The 17,615-nt window shown below is 73.2% G+C and carries 14 protein-coding genes and 1 riboswitch; of the genes, 5 read left to right on the forward strand and 9 right to left on the reverse strand.

Going from position 1 to position 17,615, the window contains the following annotated elements:
- Positions 1–80: 80 nt before the first annotated feature.
- Positions 81–857, forward strand: coding sequence for a VOC family protein (locus tag ACIDOF_RS26855; protein ID WP_409008679.1), 777 nt, complete (start codon positions 81–83; stop codon positions 855–857).
- 26 nt (positions 858–883) lie between these two features.
- Here the strand turns inward: ACIDOF_RS26855 and ACIDOF_RS26860 are convergent, their stop codons facing one another.
- The gene (locus ACIDOF_RS26860; RefSeq protein ID WP_409008680.1) at positions 884–2,152 is read right to left on the reverse strand and encodes a hypothetical protein; all 1,269 of its coding nucleotides are present in this window, start codon (positions 2,150–2,152) and stop codon (positions 884–886) included.
- A 438-nt stretch (positions 2,153–2,590) separates the two neighbouring features.
- Here ACIDOF_RS26860 and ACIDOF_RS26865 point away from each other — a divergent pair, with 438 nt between their 5' ends.
- Genes ACIDOF_RS26865 through ACIDOF_RS26875 form a run of 3 tightly spaced genes read left to right on the forward strand, consistent with a single transcriptional unit; the run spans position 2,591 to position 5,987 of the window.
- On the forward strand, positions 2,591–3,274 hold the full coding sequence (locus ACIDOF_RS26865; RefSeq protein WP_409008681.1) for a vWA domain-containing protein: 684 nt from the start codon (positions 2,591–2,593) through the stop codon (positions 3,272–3,274).
- Positions 3,271–4,383: a protein phosphatase 2C domain-containing protein gene (locus tag ACIDOF_RS26870; protein ID WP_409008682.1), complete on the forward strand. Its 1,113-nt coding sequence runs from the start codon at positions 3,271–3,273 to the stop codon at positions 4,381–4,383. The genes ACIDOF_RS26865 and ACIDOF_RS26870 overlap by 4 nt, the downstream gene beginning before the upstream one ends.
- On the forward strand, positions 4,380–5,987 hold the full coding sequence (locus ACIDOF_RS26875) for a DUF4189 domain-containing protein (RefSeq protein ID WP_409008683.1): 1,608 nt from the start codon (positions 4,380–4,382) through the stop codon (positions 5,985–5,987). The genes ACIDOF_RS26870 and ACIDOF_RS26875 overlap by 4 nt, the downstream gene beginning before the upstream one ends.
- 19 nt (positions 5,988–6,006) lie before the next feature.
- On the opposite strand, the gene ACIDOF_RS26880 is transcribed toward ACIDOF_RS26875, so the two are convergent.
- The 6 genes from ACIDOF_RS26880 to ACIDOF_RS26905 all read right to left on the reverse strand — a co-directional run bounded on the left by ACIDOF_RS26880 (position 6,007) and on the right by ACIDOF_RS26905 (position 14,765).
- Positions 6,007–6,828 (reverse strand): hypothetical protein, encoded by an 822-nt coding sequence (locus tag ACIDOF_RS26880; protein WP_409008684.1) that lies wholly within the window; start codon positions 6,826–6,828, stop codon positions 6,007–6,009.
- A gap of 135 nt (positions 6,829–6,963) precedes the next feature.
- On the reverse strand, positions 6,964–8,808 hold the full coding sequence (locus ACIDOF_RS26885) for a hypothetical protein (RefSeq protein ID WP_409008685.1): 1,845 nt from the start codon (positions 8,806–8,808) through the stop codon (positions 6,964–6,966).
- A gap of 173 nt (positions 8,809–8,981) precedes the next feature.
- Positions 8,982–9,632 (reverse strand): thymidine kinase, encoded by a 651-nt coding sequence (locus ACIDOF_RS26890; protein ID WP_409008686.1) that lies wholly within the window; start codon positions 9,630–9,632, stop codon positions 8,982–8,984.
- Between the two features lie 125 nt (positions 9,633–9,757).
- Positions 9,758–10,963: an alkaline phosphatase family protein gene (locus ACIDOF_RS26895; RefSeq protein WP_409008687.1), complete on the reverse strand. Its 1,206-nt coding sequence runs from the start codon at positions 10,961–10,963 to the stop codon at positions 9,758–9,760.
- Positions 10,963–11,559, reverse strand: coding sequence for a DUF5998 family protein (locus tag ACIDOF_RS26900; RefSeq protein WP_409008688.1), 597 nt, complete (start codon positions 11,557–11,559; stop codon positions 10,963–10,965). The genes ACIDOF_RS26895 and ACIDOF_RS26900 overlap by 1 nt, the downstream gene beginning before the upstream one ends.
- 161 nt (positions 11,560–11,720) lie before the next feature.
- Positions 11,721–14,765 carry a GNAT family N-acetyltransferase gene (locus ACIDOF_RS26905; protein ID WP_409008689.1) on the reverse strand — a complete coding sequence of 1,015 codons (3,045 nt, stop codon included), beginning with the start codon at positions 14,763–14,765 and terminating at the stop codon, positions 11,721–11,723.
- Positions 14,766–15,075: 310 nt separating this feature from the next.
- Here ACIDOF_RS26905 and ACIDOF_RS26910 point away from each other — a divergent pair, with 310 nt between their 5' ends.
- Entirely contained in the window at positions 15,076–15,357 is a 282-nt protein-coding gene (locus ACIDOF_RS26910; protein ID WP_184565564.1) for an HPr family phosphocarrier protein, read from the forward strand.
- 261 nt (positions 15,358–15,618) lie between these two features.
- Here ACIDOF_RS26910 and ACIDOF_RS26915 read toward each other — a convergent pair whose 3' ends face one another.
- Complete coding sequence (locus tag ACIDOF_RS26915) at positions 15,619–16,323, reverse strand: GntR family transcriptional regulator (protein ID WP_409008690.1); 705 nt, start codon at positions 16,321–16,323, stop codon at positions 15,619–15,621.
- A 218-nt stretch (positions 16,324–16,541) separates the two neighbouring features.
- On the reverse strand, positions 16,542–17,336 hold the full coding sequence (locus ACIDOF_RS26920; RefSeq protein WP_409008691.1) for a M23 family metallopeptidase: 795 nt from the start codon (positions 17,334–17,336) through the stop codon (positions 16,542–16,544).
- 14 nt (positions 17,337–17,350) lie between these two features.
- A riboswitch (cyclic di-AMP (ydaO/yuaA leader) is annotated at positions 17,351–17,513 on the reverse strand.
- Positions 17,514–17,615 lie beyond the last annotated feature (102 nt).

Here is a 17,615-nt window from a genome sequence, read left to right on the forward strand (position 1 = left end):
AGCGCAGAGTGTGCAGATGAGGCGCCGCAGCCGTGCGGTGCCCGGTGGATCACCCTGACGGCCCGAGGAGACGAGTCACGATGACCGAGTCCGCGAAAACTCGGCACACGCCTGGCACGCCTTGCTGGGTGAGTCTGATGGTGCACGGCCTGGCCGCCACCCAGGAGTTCTACGCGGCCCTGTTCGGCTGGGAGTTCCGGCCCGGGCCACAGCATCTGGGCCCGTACGTACGCGCCGTGCTCGGCGAGCACGAGGTGGCGGGGATCGGGCAGCTGCCCGCCGACCGGCACCTGCCCGTCGCGTGGACGCCGTACCTGGCGACGGACGACGCGGACGCCACGTCGGAGAACATCCGGTACTGCGGCGGCACGGTCGGCGTGGGGCCGCTCGACGCCGGGGACGCGGGCCGGCTCGTGATCGCCTGCGACTCCGTCGGCGCGGTCTTCGGCGTGTGGCAGGCCGCCGAGCACCTCGGCACGTCCGGGGCGGGCCTGCCGGGCACCCCGGTGTGGAACGAGCTGATCACCCGCGAGACCGCGTCCGTCGGCAAGTTCTACTCGTGCCTCTTCGACTACCGCGAGGAGCCCGTCGTCTCCGCGGACTTCGACTACGTGACCCTGCAGCTGGACGGCCGCGCGGTGGCCGGCATCCACGGCGTCGGGGACGTCATGCCGCGCGACCACGGGCCGCACTGGATGACGTACTTCGAGGTCGCGGACGTGGACGCGGCGGTCGTACGGATCGTCGAACTCGGCGGGCACGTGCTGCGCGCCCCGCGCGACAGCGCACACGGCCGCCTGGCCACGGTGGCGGACCCCGAGGGCGCCGTGTTCAGCATTGTGCATTCGGTGAGTTGAGCCCTCCCGGGGCGGGTGGGCCGGGGCTACTCGGCCTTCTCCGCCGGCGGCGTACCCTCACGCTCCTTCTCCACCTGGTCGACCAGGTCTCGCAGCTCGTCGGCGGTCAGGGCCCGGGAGTCGAGGACCGTTTCGGCGCCCCGGTCGACGGAGGCCCGGCCACCGTCGGCCCGCACCGCTTCGGCGTACGCGGCGCCCGCCTCCGGGGCGGAGCAGCTCAGGGCGCCGGAGAAGCTGTAGCCGTCGGTGCGGGGGAAGGTTCTGGTGGGACTGGTGCAGCTGCCTGCTTCCTGGCCGTCGATGAGGAAGGTCGCGGTGAGAGCGGCGGAGAGACGCTTCGCTGCGGGGTCGGGATCGGTCTCGGGTTCCTCGCCTGGTTCGGTGCCGGGTTCGGTGCCGGGTTCGGCTGCGGGGTCGGCCGTGAAGGGCTGTACGGCTGTGCAGCTCGCCGGGGTGCAGTCGACCCGAGGCGGGCCGGACGGGGTGAGGGTGACGCGGCCGTCGACGGCTTCGCCCAGGCCGAGGGTCCGCTGCGCCAGGTCGTCGTACATCGCGTCGGCCGCCTTCCCGGTGAGCGGCGTCAACTCCCGCCCTGCGAGCCGCAGTACGCGGTGCGGCCGCTGCTCGGTGACCAGCAACTCGCCCGCCGACGTGCCGAGTCGGAGCACCGGCGTGCCGTGCAGGCGGCGGAGCTGCGGGCCGCCCTCGTCCGACGCGGCCAGGGCCTTCGACAGCACGCGGGCCAGCTCGCGGGGAGGCGGGGTGCGGGTCAGCACGTCGGGGCCCTCGTCCCGGCCGACCGCCACCCAGGGCCCGGGCCCGCCCGACCGCACCTCGCCGTGAGGCCCCAACTCGGCGTCCGGGCCTGCCTGTTGGCCGTACAGCGTGCGCGTGAACGTTCTGCCGTCGATCTGCAGCACGCCCTGGCCGCCACCATCGCCGTCGCTGTCGCCTTCGCCGCCGCTGTCGCCGTCGCCGTCGCCGTCGCCGTCGTCCGACGCTGAGCCCGAGGCCGAGGCCGATGTCGTACCGAACCGGGTCCCGGCGGCCGTGACCGTGATCCGGTACGGGCCGCCCTCCTCCCCCGCCTCCTCGTACTGGACGCCGCGCGCGCGGGCCAGGGCGTCGACCGCCTCGCGGAACGGTTCGAGGCCCGGCCCCGCGGCGGCGGGCGGCGGGTCGGCGTGGCCGCCCTCGACAGCCTCGCCGCCCCGGCTCCCCCAGAACGCCAGGCCCGCGGCCAGCAGCAGGACCGCCGCGGCGATGCCGCCGACCAGCAGGATGTGCCGATGCACGGCGGACGGTGGCGGGTCGGTCGTCGACAACGGGCTTACAGGGGGCGGGAGTCGAGGGCGTGACGGCGGCGTGCGGGGCCGGGGCGGTGGTGCGTACGACGTGGGCGGCGGTTCGTACGGGGTCGCGGGGAGTGTCGCCGTCCGGGGCTGCGGGCCCGGCGGGCGCACAGGTGGCGGGGAATTCTTGATCTTCGCCTCCGGAGAAGGCGGTTTTCCCAGTGGTGGCGGGACCGCGCGCGGAGTCCCCCGCCACAACGGCAAGGGCGGATTCTTGGATTCCGTATTTCGATTTCGGTCGCCCACCAGATCCCCCGAGTTACTTCCGCCCGTCCACGCCCTCTGGGAAGATACGACGGCCGCGACAAACACTCCTAGGGGTGCGCACAGTCGCGAACAAGCCAATATCGAACGGCACGGAAACGGGGGAGTCGAATCCGTATGGCCGAGACGAGGGGTGTGCTGCTGCCCGCGTATGTGCTGGCAGACGAGTCGGGCTCGATGGCCCCGTACCAGCAGGATCTGTCCCATGGCCTGATATCGCTCTGCGAGGGGCTGCGCGCCGAGCCGATGGTCGCGGCGAAATTGCGGCTGGCCGTACTGGGTTTCTCCGACGACGTGGAAGTGCGTCTCGCGGTGGCCGATATGCGCTCCGAAACGAGCCTTCCGCAGGTGCGGATTCGCGGACTCACCAATTACGGGGCCGTGTTCGAAGATCTTCTTTCCCGGATTCCGGCCGACGTGCAGTGGCTGCGCGGCGAGGGGTACAAGGTGCACCGGCCCGTGGTGTTCTTCCTCAGCGACGGCGTGCCCACCGACGGCGACGCCTGGCGGCAGCCGCACGCCCGCCTCACCGACCGCACGCAGACCCCGACGGCGCCCAACATCATCGCGTGCGGGATCGGCGACGCGCAGGCCGCGACCATGGTCGAGGTCGCCACCCGCCGGGAGTTCGCCTTCGTCGCCAAGCCCGGGACGGACATCGGGCGGGCCGTCGCCGAGTTCTTCCACGCGCTCACCGCGAGCCTCGTCGCCTCCGGGCAGGCCCTCGGCGGCAGCAACCCGCAGCTCGTGGTGAACCGGCCGGACCAGTTCAGCATGGCGATCGACGAGGTCGGGCAGTGACCGTACCCGCCGGGCGGCGCCCCGCCGGGACACCCGCGCGGGCCGCCCGCGCCGAGGCCGCCGCGGCAGCCGCGCCCTGGCCGCGGATCGAACTGGGCACGCCCGGGCCGGAGTTCGAGCCGCGCCCGCCCGGGCAGTACGGCTTCGACTTCCCCGACACCGAGTGCGACGGCTGGTCCACCGCCGGGCCCGCCGGGCTCAGCCTGCGCTTCGCGTCCGTACGCGGGGCCAAGCACCGGTACTACGGCCAGCCGAGGCAGGACGCCGCCCGCGCGTCCGTGCACACGGACAGCGGCTGCGTCGTGTTCGCCGTCGCCGACGGGGTGTCCAGCGCCGCCAGCTCCGAACTGGGCGCGGTCGAGGCCTGCCGGGCCGCCGTGGAGCGCATGCTGCACCTGCTGTCCGAGGGCGGCCGGGCCGAGGCGGAGAGCAGTGCTCACGGAGCGGTGGGCGAGGGGCGCTGGGAGAGCACTGCTCACGGAGTCGGCGGGCCACGCCGGGAGAGCACTGCTCACGGAACCGGCGCGCCTCACCGGGAGAGCACTGCTCACACAGAGAGCACCGCTCTCGACTTCCGGGACGTCGCCCGGCATGCCGCCGAGCGGCTGCGTCAGCTCGCCCAGTGGCGGCTGAGCCGCAAGCAGCCCGACGTACGCGAAGTGGCCGGCCTGTACGCGACGACCCTCGTGGCCGGATGCGTGCGCCCCGAACCCGGCGGCGCGGTGGCCGAGTTGTTCCGCGTCGGCGACTCCGGGGCGTGGGTCCTGGACACGGCCACGGGCCGGTACCGGGAGCTGTTCGGCTCGAAGACCGACCCGGACACGCTGCTCGTGTCGAACGACGTGACGCCCCTGCCGCACGTGCCGGACCCGCTGGAGCAGCGCACCGTCCGCCTCGGCGCACCGCACGTCCTGCTCGCCGGCACCGACGGGTTCGCGGACCCGCTGGGCGACGGGGACGGCCAGGTCGGCGCGCTCTTCGCCCGGCACCTGGCCGCGCCGCCCGCCCCGCCCTGGCTCGCGCACCTCCTGGACTTCTCCCGGGAGACCTTCGACGACGACCGGACGCTGCTGGCGCTCTGGCCGTACGCGCCGGGCGGTTCGCGATGACGTCCGGGCAGGCGTCCGTCGTCGAGTACGACACGCTCACCCTCGGCCGGCGGCTCGGCCAGGGCGGGCAGGGCACCGTCCACGAGGTCACCAACAAGAAGATCAACAAGGCCTCGGGCGACGGCTGGGACGTGGCGTACAAGGAGTACGCGCCGTCCGTGCTGCCCCAACTCGACGCCGCCGCACTGGAGTCGCAGGTCGCCCTCGTCGGCGGGCTCGACGCGGCCGAGGGGCGGTGGCTGTGCGAGAAGACCGCCTGGCCCGCGGCCGTCGTACGGAAGGGCGGGCAGGCCGCCGGGTTCCTGATGCGGGCCGTGCCCGACCGGTTCCGCTTCACGTTCCGCAGCCTCACCGCCTCCACGGGCGGCACGTCGGGCAGTACCACTTCGGGCACGCGCCGCCTGGCGAACCTGGAGTTCCTCCTCAACGACGATGCGTACGTCGCCGGCATCGGCCTCAGCATCAGCGAGCGCGACCGGCTGCTGATCCTCGCCGACGTGGCGGCCACGCTCGCCGAGCTGCACCGCATGGGCATCACCGTCGGCGACCTCTCCCCCAAGAACCTGCTGTTCACCACCGACCCGCGGCCCGAGTGCTTCCTCATCGACTGCGACGCCATGCGCCTGCACGGCGCGACCGTGCTGCCGCAGGCCGAGACGCCGGACTGGCAGATACCCGCGGGCGAGGAGAAGGCGACCCGCGCCAGCGACGTCTACAAGCTGTCCCTGCTCGCCGTTCGGCTCTTCGCCCGCGACCAGACCGCCACCGACCCCGGCGTCCTCACCTCCCTCAGCCCCGCCCTCGCCGACCTCGCGCGCGCCGGGCTCTCCGACCCCGCGGGCCGGCCCGCGCCCGCGAAGTGGGCGGAGATGCTCACCGCAGCGAGCCGTACGGCCTCCACCGCACCGGCCGCGGCCCCGCCCACCGCCCCGCAGTCGCTCCGCCGCGCCATCGCCCTGTCCCCACGTCCCGGGGGCGGGGGCGGGGGCGCAGGCGCGGGCTCCGCCCAGGCGAAGAAGGCGCGGCAGACGTTCGGCCTGGTCGCCGCCGCGATCGCGTTCGTCGGCGCGCTCGTCCTCATCGACGCCAACAGCTCGCCGGACTCGGACTCCGCCAACTCGGCGGGCCCGACGGCCACTTCGACGTACACATCCGATCCGACGTACGACTCGGACCCCACGTACGAGTCCGACCCCACGTACGAATCGGATCCGACGTACGAGGACACCTACGACCCGGACCCGACCTACGAGGAGACCGAGGACCCGTACACCCCCGACCCCGAGCCGACCACCGAGGAGGAGGTCGCTCCGCCACCGCCGCCCGACGAGTGGGGCGCGATCGCGCTGCGCCGGACCGACGGGGAGACCAGCGAGTCCTGGAACTACGACTCCCGGAGCGAGGCGGAGCAGGCCGCGATGAACAACTGCTACGGCGACTGCCGGCTCATGGTGACGTTCGTCAACGGCTGTGGCGCCGTCGCCTACAACGCGTCCACCCGCCTCTACTGGGGCGCCAGCGGCGACACCCGCGACGAGGCCAAGCGGAACGCCATCTCCCGTGCGGGTGGCGGGGGTTGGATCACCTCGGCGTGCACCAGCTGACCAGGCGACCGGGTGCGGCTCAGCAGTGGTCGGCCGGGCAGAACGCCTTGAGTGCCGCGGTCTCGTGCTCGTGCTGCACCGGCCAGTCCGACTCGGGGCCCGCCACCAGGATCGCGTACTGCACACCGTCCGCGCCGGTGAAGGCGACGTCGATGACGCGGCGGCGCCCGAACTCGTCGTGGTCGTAGGCGTAGTCGAGCTGGGCCGCGTCGCCTTCCAGGCGGTCGAGGGCGATGCGCTGGTAGCCGGGGTTCTGCGAGACCTGCCGTTCGGTGGCGGTCAGCGACTCGTACGGGGTGGTCTCCGGGCCTTCGAGGACGAAGATCTGCAGCAGGGACGCGCCGTCGGACGACTTGTAGAAGATCCCGTCGGACTGCTCGGAGCGCTGCCAGCCCTCGGGCACGTCGATCCGGAATCCAGCCGGGTCGTCGACGCGTTCGTACCCGGCGGGGGCGGTGCCCGTGTCGGGGTCGCCGCCCGTACCGGCGTCGGTGCCCGTGTCCGTGTCGGTGTCGGAGGTGTCCGGGTCCGGTTCGCTGGGCGCCGTCGGGAAGTCGGAGGCGCCGCCCGACGCCGTGCCCGTGGTGCCGCCGGAGGCGTAGCCGTCCGACGGCAACGTGGCCGGGCCCGTGGGGACTTGGGGCGACTGGCCCGCGCCGTCCAGGGGGCCGCCGTCCTTCACCAGGGCCCACGCGCCGAACCCGACGCCGCCCACCAGGACCACCGCCAGCGCCGCCCCGACGGCGAGCTGCCGCCTGCGGGCGACGGCTCCGCCGCCACCGCCACCGCTCTGCGTCGGGCCGGGCAGCCATCGCTGCTGGTCCGCGTCCCACCTGCTCACCCGTCACCGTCCCCGTTGCTCGTCCCGCCAGGCCGGACCCGGACCCGGGCCCGGGCCACGCCCGTGGCCGCGCCCGTGGCCGCGCGCACGACCGTGGTCATGCCCGTGCCCAACTCGTGCCCGTGACCCCGCCTGTCACGATCCCGGCCGGGCCCAAGTCCCGTTGTTCGTCGTGTTCTTGGCGGAGGCGTTGTCGCCCTTCGCGAACGCGCCGCCGCTCATGTGGCCGATGAACACGCCGTCCCCGCTGACCTGCACGATCTGCTGCTCGAACTCGTCGGTCTCGTAGCCCTTGCTGCGCAGCGCCTCGCGGACGCCGCTCGCGATCCGGTCCTGCACCGTCTTCACGTACCGGCTGACGTCCATCTCCTGCATCAGCGACACCTCGCCCACGCTCGCCAACTCCCGTACGGACGCGGCCGGTCCGTCCGGGGTGCCGTGCTCGGGGTCGGTCAGCCAGGTGCGGAACACGGTGATCGCCGTACGGATCATCGACACCCCGGCCGCCACCGAGGCGACGGGGCTGGTCAGCACCGCCCGCACGCCGTCGCGCGCCCAGTCGTCCACGCCGCGCGCCGCGATCACGTCGACCGCCGCGAACTCCGGCCGGATCGGCTTCAGTACGTGCGGCACGACCTCCAGGACCAGCATCCCGCCCTGCGTGTGCACCCGGACCAGGACCGATACGACGACCTGCTCGTCCCAGGCGCCGACGCGGATGCGCAGGAAGTACCGGCGGGCCTCGCCGCCCTCGTCCACGGACTCCCGCAGATGCGTCGCGACGGTCGGCGCCGCGTACGACACCTGACCGCGCTCGGGGCCGACCGGCAGGTACACGTACTCGTCGATCTCCAGGCCGCGCAGCCGGTCCCTGCTGGTCGCGGCGGCCGACTGGCGCAGCTTCTCCAGACGCGGCCGGACCAGGTCGATGACCTCACGGCTGGTGAGCGGCGCCTGGGACGGGGACTGCGACGGGACTTGGGCTTGTGCCTGGGCGTCGAACGTCGACCCTCCGGACAGCGCCCCCGACGAGCCCGCCGCCGAACTCCCGCCCGCGGAGGGCTTCTTGCGCCGCAGTTCGAGCGCGAACGACCACGGCCCGTACGGGTCGCCGACGCCGAGGAACGGCCGGAACGGGTCGTAGATCGTCAGCGCGGCGTGCTGCTCGCGGTCGATGGCGGCGGCGATCCGCTGGTAGCGCCGCTGCGCGGGCGGCGGCGTACGCGGCTGCTGCTGGAACGCGTCCTGGCTCAACTGCTCCCGCATCACGCCCGCGACGTACGTACGGTGCATCCACACCGGCACCACCATGAGCAGCGGGAAGACCACCGCGGGCCAGACCGCGCCCTCGGTGACGAACAGCATGACGATCGCCAGGAGCCAGTAGGCGGCGGCGAGGAACGGCACCACGCGCGGCAGCAGCGCGGTCAGCCGGCCGGTCTTGCCGATCAGCGCCTTGCGGAGGGTGAGCCGGTCCAGGGTGTAGACGGCGACGCTCCGGCCGGCGCCGGCCCGGCCGACCCAGAGCGCGAAGCAGACCACCGCGTACGCGATGGACCACGGCATCGCGGGGAACAGCGGGAACCCGCCGCCCACGGTGACGCGGCTCAGGTCGACCCAGATGAACGCCACCCAGAGCAGCAGCAGTACGAGCCCGACGCCCGTTTCGCGTCGCCGTACGCGCAGCGCGTGCGCGAGCACCGGTACGACGTCCACGCCGAGCGACGGCGCGACGGGCCGCTCCTCCCGCTCGACGAGCTCCTCGATCACCCGTCCCCGGAACTCGGCGTCGAAGTACACCCCGGCGCAGAGGAGCCGGGTGGCGTCGGTCCGGTAGGGGATGGGGTTGCCGGGGCCGGTGCTTGTGCCCGCGCCGGTGCCGGTGCCGGTGCCGGTGCCTGTGTTTGTGCTGGGACTCTGGTTGTTCTGGTTGCCCTGGTTCTGGCTCCAGGTCGAGCCTGAGGGTCCTGTGGTGGTCACGTTCCCGCGCCTCCCTCGAACTCCCTTGCGCCGCAAGGGAATTGGTGTCACGAACACCCATGTCGAGTATGCGTGGGGCGGGCGCGCTTTTACAGCGTTCTCGGTTCCGTGGGGGCGCGAGTTTCAGCCGTTTCCGGGAGCTCCAGTGGGCCGGGGTCGAGCCCGGTCGCGGTTCAGGCTTCGGCGGCCGGGAGCACGTCGGGCGAGAGGGCGGCCGCGTGGGCGGAGGCGCTCGTCATGCGGCGCCGGTGATGGCGTCGGCAGAGCACCTCGTACCCGATCTCCTCGCTCGGCCGGTCCACATCGCCGACGACGACCTGCTCGCCCTCGACGACCATCGCGCCGCCGACCGTACGGGCGTTGTGCGTGGCCCGCGCGCCGCACCAGCACATCGCCTCGACCTGCAACGTCTCTATGCGGTCGGCGAGTTCGATGAGCCGCTGCGAGCCGGGGAAGAGCTTGGTGCGGAAGTCCGTGGTGATGCCGAACGCGAAGACGTCCATCTCCAGGTCGTCCACGACCCGCGCCAGCTGGTCGATCTGCTCGGGCGCGAGGAACTGGGCCTCGTCCACGATCACGTAGTCCACCCGGTCGCCCTGCGACATCCGCTCCACCAGGTACCCGTACAGGTCGAGCCCCGGCGCCGCCTCCACCGCGTCCGTGACCAGGCCGAGCCGGGAGGACAGCTTGCCCTCGCCCGCCCGGTCGTCCCGCGTGAAGATCACGCCCTGCAGTCCCCGCGCCGACCGGTTGTGACCGATCTGGAGGGCAAGGGTGCTCTTGCCGCAGTCCATGGTTCCGGAGAAGAACACCAGCTCGGGCATGGGGAGTTGAGGACCTTTCGGTACGTACGTGGGGGGGGCGGGGCGGGCGCGCGCGTGCTCCGGCGGTGCGGGCCGAGGGGCAGCCTACGCGCGGGGCGGGGCAGGGCGGGGCAGGGCGGGTCGGCTCAGGTGCGGACTTCGAGGAGCGGGACGAGTTGCTCGACGGCCGTCATGGAGCCGTGGTTGCCGACCATCGCGGACTCGTTGGGCTCCCGCTCCGAGGCGATGATCAGGACGTCGTCGCGTGCGGCGGCGATCACGTCGCCGAGCCGCCCGTACACCCGCTCGTCGCAGGCGCCCGGCGGGCCGAACCAGCCCGCGGCGATGGCCTCCTCGCGGCTCGCCACCCAGAACTGCTCGCCGAGGACCTCGCGCCAGCAGGTCAGCACGTCGTTCTCGGCGCCGGGCACCGCGTACACATGCCGGGCGCGGCCCTCCCCGCCGAGCAGGGCGACGCCCGCGCGCAGCTCCCAGTCCTCGTCGAAGTCGATGCGGTGCTGCTCGTCGAAGGGGATGTCGATCATGCCGTGGTCGGCGGTGACGTACAGCGCCGAGCGGGGCGGGAGCTGCTCGGCGAGCCGCTGCACCAGCCGGTCGACGTACATCAGCTGCCCGCGCCAGGCGTCCGAGTCCACCCCGAAGCGGTGGCCCTTGCCGTCCACTTCCGAGTAGTACGTGTAGACCAACGAGCGGTCGCCCGCGCCGAGTTGCTCGGCCGCGAGATCCATCCGCTCCTCGCCGGAGAGCCTGCCGTGGAAGGTGCCGCCGCTGAGGGCGACCTTGGTGAGCGGGGTCTGCGCGAACGCCGGCGACGACACCTGCGCGGTGTGCACCCCGGCCTCGTCGGCGATCTGGAAGACCGTCGGGTACGGCTGCCAGATGTGCGGCGGCGTCCACGGGTTCCAGCGCAGCTGGTTCATCAGCGCGTCGGTCTCCGGGTTGCGCACCGTGTAGCCGGGCAGTCCGTGCGCGGCGGGCGGCAGTCCGGTGCCGACCGAGGCGAGCGACGTCGCCGTCGTCGCCGGGAAGCCGACGGTGATCGGACGCCCGGTGCCGCCGCGCGAGCTGCCGATCAGGGAGGTCAGATACGGGGCCTCGTCGGGGTGCGCGAGCAGCTGCTCCCAGCCGAGCCCGTCGATCAGGAAGACGCAGTTCCGGTCGGCGGCGGCGAGCTCCGGGATCTCCGCGTGCGCCCCGGGCACCTGCACGCCCATGCCCGCCACCAGGGTCGGCAGCAGATCGGCGAGCGAGCCCGTGCCGTAGGCGGGCACGGGGGCGGAGTCGACGGAGAGGAACTCCACGGGGTCGTCCGGCCAGTACGGCTCGGCCATCAGCGGGCGCCGGCCGCGGTCGTCGCCGTGGCCTCGGAGAGCGCCTGCGCGAAGGCCAGCGTCTGCCGCACGGTGTCCGGTCCGTCACCGGCCTCGCTGACGCGGAGGCTCAGGTCGTCGGCCGTGGAGTTGCCCGTGTATCCGTGGTCCGCCTCGCAGTTGGGGTCGCCGCAGGCCGCGGGCTCCAGGTCGATCCGGGAGACGGCGCCCCAGCCGATGGTGAGCAGCACCTCACGGGGCAGGCTGCCCGGCTGGTACTTCTCCGGGTTCGCCACGACCCGGCTGACCACGACCGAGGAGATCCGGCCGAGCTTCACGGACTCGGTGGACGTCGTCGCGTACGGCGTCGGGGACGTGGAGTCCGCCGCCTGCTCGTCGGTGTGGCTGACGATGAAGCGGGTGCCGGTGAGGACGAGGACCGTGACGTGCCGCCGGACCTCGTTCGCGTCGAACGTGGTCTCCTGGTGCACCAGGTACGACGCGATCGGCTCCCTGCCGACGGCGGCCTCCACCGCCTCGGCCACGAGAGCCGGGTAGTAGCCGCTGCGCTCGATCGCCGCGCGCAGCCCCTGGGTCGTCGTACCGGTCTTCGCCATGCAGCCCATCCTACGGGGGCCCGAGGACCGCCGCGGCACCCGCGGCCCGCCCGCCGACGGCCCCACGACGGGCGTGACCGACCGTGCGCGGAGGGTCGGTACGGGGGGGTGCGGGAAGGAGCGGGGAGGGCGGTACGGCGGAGGGCGGTACGGCGGGCGGGTCAGTAGGCGGGCAGGGCGCGGGGGCCGAGGTCGTCCCGGGCCGGGGGCGGTGCGAGGCGGACGGCGGCACTGAGGACGGCGGCTCCGCGCTGCCCGACGACCACGGGTTCGAGCGCCACGGAGATCACCTCCGGGTGGTCGTCGACCAGGCGGGAGACTCTCAGCAGCACGTCCTCCAGCGCGGCGGTGTCCACCGGGGACGAGCCGCGCCAGCCGAAGAGGAGGGGCGCGGTCCTGATCGATCTGATGAGCCCGGCCGCGTCTCTGTCCGTGACCGGAACCAGTCGGTGCGCGGTGTCCCCGAGCAGTTCGGAGGGCGCTCCGGCGAGACCGAAGGACAGCACCGCCCCGGCCGCCGGGTCGATCGTGGCCCGTACAACGGTGTCCACGCCGCGCGGCACCATCGCCTGCACCACCGGACGCAGCTCCTCCGGCTTGCCGAGCGCCTCGGTCAACTCGGCGTACGCGGCGCGCAGTTGGTCCTCGCCCGCGAGGTCGAGCCGGACGCCGCCGAGGTCGGCGCGGTGGCGCAGGTGGGGCGCGGTGGTCTTGAGGGCGACCGGGTAGCCGAGCACACGGGCGGCGTGCACGGCGGCGTCCGCGTCGGGCGCGGGCAGGGTGCGGTGGACCTGGATGCCGTATCTGCGGAGCAGTTCGTGGGCGTCGTCCGGCGCGAGGTCGAAGCCGCGGTCGGTGTCGGCGGCGGCGAGCAGCGCGTCGATCCGCTCGGCGGCCCCGCGCTCGTCGATGTCGTCGTACTCCGGCACGCGGCCCGGGTGAGCGGCGTTCTCCCGCCGCCACTGCGCGTACTTCACGGCCTCCCCGAGCGCCCGCGCGGCCCGCTCGGCGGCGGGGTAGGCGGGGATGCGGGTGCCGGAGGTGCCTTCGGTGGGTCCGGGGTCGGCCCCGGGGGCAGCCCCGGCTGGGGCGGCGGCTGTGGCGTCGGAGGTGGTCGGGGGCTGGTCGGCGGAGGCAGTCGGGGCCGGGGCTCCGGGGGCCGGGGCTCCCGGGGCAGTCGGGGCAACGCCCACAGGGCCGACTCCCGCCCCGTCAGGGGAAGTTGAGGCCGCAGCAGGCTCACCGGCCGAAGGTCCATCGGCGGTGGACGCATCCCCCTGGGACGTCCGACCCCCCGCACGCTCAGCCGTGCCCTGCCCGCCCGCGCCCTCCGCCGGAGGCGCCGTGCGGGAGGCTGCCGAGAGGGCCTCGGCCAGTTGGCCCAGCTCGACCACGACCACCACCACCGGCTTCGCCGGGCCCGCCGCCACCGCCTCCCGCAGCGCTGCCGCAAGGGCCGACGGGGACTGCGGGGCGGAGTCGCCGACCCAGGGGATGGCCGTGACCACCACCGCGTCGCAGCCGTCGTCCGCGAGCGCCGCGCCCAGCGCCGCGCGGAAGTCCTCGGGGGTGGCCTCGGTGGTGAGGTCGAGCGGCCGCTGCGGCCTGAGCCCCTCCGCGAGGCAGGCGTCGTACGTGAGAACGCCCACCGACTCGGAGTTACCGAGGATCGCCACGCGCGGACCCGCGGGCAGCGGCTGCCCGGCGAGGAGCAGGCCCGCGTCGACCAGTTCGGTGACCGTGTCCACCCGGATCACACCGGCCTGCCGGAGCAGCGCGGAGACCGTCTCGTGCGGGATGCGGGTCGCCGGAACGGCATGTCCGATGGGGGCGCCGGAGTGCCGTGCGCCCTTGACCACGACGACCGGCTTCACGGCGGCCGTACGCCGGGCGAGACGCGTGAACTTCCTCGGATTGCCGATGGATTCGAGGTACATGAGGGCGACGTCGGTGTGCGGGTCGTCGTACCAGTACTGCAGGACGTCGTTGCCCGAGACGTCCGCCCGGTTGCCCGCGCTCACGAACGTGGACAGGCCCGTGCCGCGACGGTGGAGTCCGGCGAGCAGGGCGATGCCGATCGCGCCGGACTGCGTGAACAGGCCGACCCGTCCTGCGGCGGGCAGCGTCGGCGCGAGCGAGGCGTTGAGCCGGATCTCCGGGGCGGTGTTGATGACGCCGAAGGCGTTGGGCCCGATGATCCGCATCCCGTACGACCGGGCCTGGCGCACCAACTCCCGCTGCCGGGCGAGCCCTTCGGGGCCCGACTCGGCGTACCCGGCGGAGAGCACCACCAGTCCGCGCACTCCCCGCTCGCCGCACTCGGCGACCACCTCGGGCACGCGCTCGGCGGGCACGGCGACGACGGCGAGGTCGACCGGCTCGTCGATGTCCCGCACGGAGCGGTGCGCGGGCACGCCGTCGATCTCCTTCTGGTCCGGGGCGAAGGCGCTGTTCACCGCGTACGCCCGGCCGGTGAAGCCGGATTCGACCAGGCTGTGCAGGACCGTGCGGCCGATGCCGCCGGGGCGGCGCCCGGTGCCGATGACGGCGACCGAGCCGGGGGTGAGCAGCCGCTGCACGGAGTGGGCCTCGGCGCGCTGCTCGCGGGCGCGCTGCACGGCGAGCGAGGCCTCGGTGGGTTCGAGGTCGAACTCCAGGCGGACGACGCCGTCTTCGAAGCTGCGCTTCTGCTCGTACCCGGCGTCCCGGAAGACTTTGATCATCTTGTTGTTGGCGGGCAGCACCTCGGCGGCGAAGCGGCGGATGCCGCGCTCGCGGGCGACCGCCGCGATGTGTTCGAGGAGCGTGGAGGCGACGCCGCGGCCCTGGTGGGCGTCCTGCACGAGGAAGGCGACCTCGGCCTCGTCCGCGGGGGCCGACGCGGGACGTCCCTGGGCGTCGATCCGGTCGTACCGGACCGTCGCGATGAACTCGCCGCCGATGGTGACGGCGAGGCCGACCCGGTCCACGTAGTCGTGGTGGGTGAAGCGGTGGACGTCCTTGGCGGACAGGCGGGGGTACGGAGCGAAGAAGCGGTAGTACTTCGACTCGTCCGAGACTTGTTCGTAGAAGCTGACCAGGCGGTCGGCGTCTTCGGTGGTGATGGGCCTGATCCGTGCCGTGCCGCCGTCGCGCAGCACCACGTCCGCCTCCCAGTGGGCGGGGTAGGCGGCGTCCGTGGAGTCCGCGTGCTCGACCGGCGTCATGCGGCCCAGAGTACGGCGAACCGGCCTTTCGGTCAGGGCCTGTGGACAGCCCGGTACGACCTTCGGCCCGGGCCTGTGGAAAACCCGCGCCCGCCCCCCCTCCTGGAGCCGTCCCCGGAGCCGCCTCCCGACCCGCCCTCGGGCCCGTCTCACCCACTGAGTACGGGTCGCGGTGCCGCCCCGTGCGATGCAAGGTAGGAAGGCCGGACGGCGGCCGGGGTTCAGGACGTACGGCCTCTCGGAGCATCCGCCGCGGTATGAGACAGTGGTCTAGACAAGTGCTTGAGCGACACCTGAAGGGCAGCATCACATGGCTGAGCGCCGCGTCAACGTCGGCTGGGCCGAGGGCCTCCACGCCCGTCCCGCCTCCATCTTCGTCCGCGCGGCCACGGCCGCCGGCGTCCCCGTGACGATCGCCAAGGCCGACGGGAACCCGGTCAACGCCGCTTCCATGCTCGCGGTGCTCGGCCTGGGCGCGCAGGGCGGCGAGGAGATCGTGCTCGCCTCCGACGCCGAGGGTGCGGACGTCGCCCTGGACCGTCTGGCGAAGCTGGTCTCCGAGGGTCTCGAGGAGCTCCCCGAGACCGTCTGAGCGTCCGAGCCCGGCTCGGACGCACGGGGCTCCGGCCCCGGCCTGACCCGTTCAGGCGCACCACTGCCGCGGAAGCCCCGCAGACCGACGAGGTCTGCGGGGCTTCCGTGTTTTTCGCGGCCGGTATTGCGGCACGCACCAAAAGGCACTGCCGACAGCCGTACGAGATAAACGGACCAGACGGGGCCGCAGAGAAATGGGCAGCCCGCAACGGGGCGCAACAATTCCCGGCCCGTACACCCTATTCGTATACGGCTTTCGTTAATTCCGGCCGCTCGCCATGTTTACGGAATGTTGCGAAGTCCTCACCGCAGCGACCCTGCCGACCCGCGCCCCGCCGTCCGCGAAACGCAGCCGGTGCGCGGCCTTGGAGCGTTCGGTGTGCTGGGCGGTGAGGGCGCGGGCGCGTTCCGCGTCGCGCCGGGCCACCGCGTCGACGATCGCGCCGTGCTCCGCCCAGGACTCGGTCGGCTTGGCGGGCGGCTCGACCGCGTACATCCACGCGATCTTCTGGCGCAGCTGCGTGAGCAGGGCGGTCAGGCCCGCGCTGCCGGAGGCCTGGGCGAGGGTCTCGTGGAACCAGCCGTCCAGAGAGCGCAGGTCGTCGCTGTGCCCGGCGCGGGCGCGCTCCTGGCCGAGCCGTACGAGGCCGCGCAGCACCTTGAGGTGGGCCTCGGTGCGGCGCTGCGCCGCGCGGGCCGCGCCGAGCGGTTCGAGGAGCTGTCTGGCCTCGAGCAGGTCGGCGGCGTCCTGCGCGGTGGGCTCGGCGACGCACGCGCCCGCGTGCCTGCGCGTGCTGACGAACCCCTCCGCTTCCAGGGTGCGCAGCGCCTCGCGGACCGGGACGCGGGAGACGCCGTACCGCCGCGCGAGGACCTCTTCGGTGAGCCGGCCGCCGCGTTCGAAGACTCCCGCGACGATGTCGTCGCGAATCGCCGTGCATACCGAGTGCGCCGGAATGCGCATGACCGGACCTCCACCTGTGAATCACCCGTTCTGCGACTCTATTCCAGCACACCTGAATTTCCGACGACTCACCGGAATTCATGGAAGTCTTTTGGCCTGCGCCCGGCCGAAAACCGGCCGAATCGGATCGGCCGGTGGAGCGAGGAGCAATGTCCGGGAACGCCGAAGGCCCCGGCAGCGGATGCCGGGGCCTTCGGTGCGGGGTGCGTGCGGTGGCGTCAGACGTTCACGCCGTGCGAGCGCAGGTACGCGACCGGGTCGATGTCCGAGCCGTATTCGGGCGACGTGCGGGCCTCGAAGTGCAGGTGCGGGCCCGTGGAGTTGCCGGTCGAGCCGGAGAGGCCGATCTGCTGGCCGGGGGTGACGGTCTGGCCGACCGAGACGCCGATGGACGAGAGGTGGCCGTACTGGGTGTACGTGCCGTCGTTCATCTTGATCACGATGTTGTTGCCGTACGCCCCGCCCCAGCCGGCCTCGACGACGGTGCCGGAGCCGACGGCGACGACGGAGGTGCCGGAGCCGGCGTGGAAGTCGACGCCGCTGTGGCTGCCGGAGGACCAGAGGGCGCCGCCGGTCTGGTAGCCGGTGGAGATGTACGAGCCGGCGACCGGGGCGGTGTAGCTGTTGAGGCGCTTGCGCTCGGCCTCGCGGGCGGCGCGCTCCTTGGCCTCGCGCTCCTTCTTGGCCTTCTCCGCGGCCTTGCGCTTGGCCTCGGCCTTGCGGGCGGCCTCGGCGTGCTCCTCGGCCTTCTTCTTGGCGGCGGCCTTGGCGGCTGCCTTCTCCTGGGCGGCGGCCTGGGCGTCTATCTGCTCGGCGAGCGAATCGCCCACGGAGACGGCCTGGTTGATGCCGGTGTCGTCGAGGGCCGCGGAGCTCTCGGCGGCCATCGCGGGGGCGGAGAGGCCGCCGACGACGCCCGAGGTGGTCAGGGCGGCGACACCGGCGATGGTGGCGCTCTTGCGGGTCAGGCGGCTGGGACGGCGGTGCTTCCCGGTGGCACGGGCGAAGGCCATGGGGTGGCGGTGTCCTTTCCTTCCTTCTCGCCTACCGGGTTAGCTGACGGGTTCGGAGCAGGAAGGTCTCCTACGGGCCCCCTCCGCGCGGGAGGGCGTCCGATTCACCCCAGGGACTGCGTGTGGGTCCCCGGCTCCCCTGGCTCGCGCCGTACGGGGACTCGGCGATGACTGTCCGGTGCCGCGGGCGCGGCGCATAGCTGGCGAACAGCCGGACCGACGCTAAACGGGACATCTTTCAATCAACAAACGGATCACGCCTTTTGTAGTGCACGCCAC

Source organism: Streptomyces sp. Da 82-17 (assembly GCF_046098215.1).
Taxonomy (GTDB): domain Bacteria; phylum Actinomycetota; class Actinomycetes; order Streptomycetales; family Streptomycetaceae; genus Streptomyces.

Bases quoted from the DNA above. Each gene is read 5' to 3' on its own strand.
- ACIDOF_RS26875 (WP_409008683.1), top strand. From the start codon at position 4,380: ATGACGTCCGGGCAGGCGTCCGTCGTCGAGTACGACACGCTCACCCTC.
- ACIDOF_RS26865 (WP_409008681.1), top strand. From the start codon at position 2,591: ATGGCCGAGACGAGGGGTGTGCTGCTGCCCGCGTATGTGCTGGCAGAC.
- ACIDOF_RS26920 (WP_409008691.1), bottom strand. From the start codon at position 17,336: ATGGCCTTCGCCCGTGCCACCGGGAAGCACCGCCGTCCCAGCCGCCTG.
- ACIDOF_RS26910 (WP_184565564.1), top strand. From the start codon at position 15,076: ATGGCTGAGCGCCGCGTCAACGTCGGCTGGGCCGAGGGCCTCCACGCC.
- ACIDOF_RS26895 (WP_409008687.1), bottom strand. From the start codon at position 10,963: ATGGCCGAGCCGTACTGGCCGGACGACCCCGTGGAGTTCCTCTCCGTC.
- ACIDOF_RS26900 (WP_409008688.1), bottom strand. From the start codon at position 11,559: ATGGCGAAGACCGGTACGACGACCCAGGGGCTGCGCGCGGCGATCGAG.
- ACIDOF_RS26890 (WP_409008686.1), bottom strand. From the start codon at position 9,632: ATGCCCGAGCTGGTGTTCTTCTCCGGAACCATGGACTGCGGCAAGAGC.
- ACIDOF_RS26915 (WP_409008690.1), bottom strand. From the start codon at position 16,323: ATGCGCATTCCGGCGCACTCGGTATGCACGGCGATTCGCGACGACATC.
- ACIDOF_RS26855 (WP_409008679.1), top strand. From the start codon at position 81: ATGACCGAGTCCGCGAAAACTCGGCACACGCCTGGCACGCCTTGCTGG.
- ACIDOF_RS26905 (WP_409008689.1), bottom strand. From the start codon at position 14,765: ATGACGCCGGTCGAGCACGCGGACTCCACGGACGCCGCCTACCCCGCC.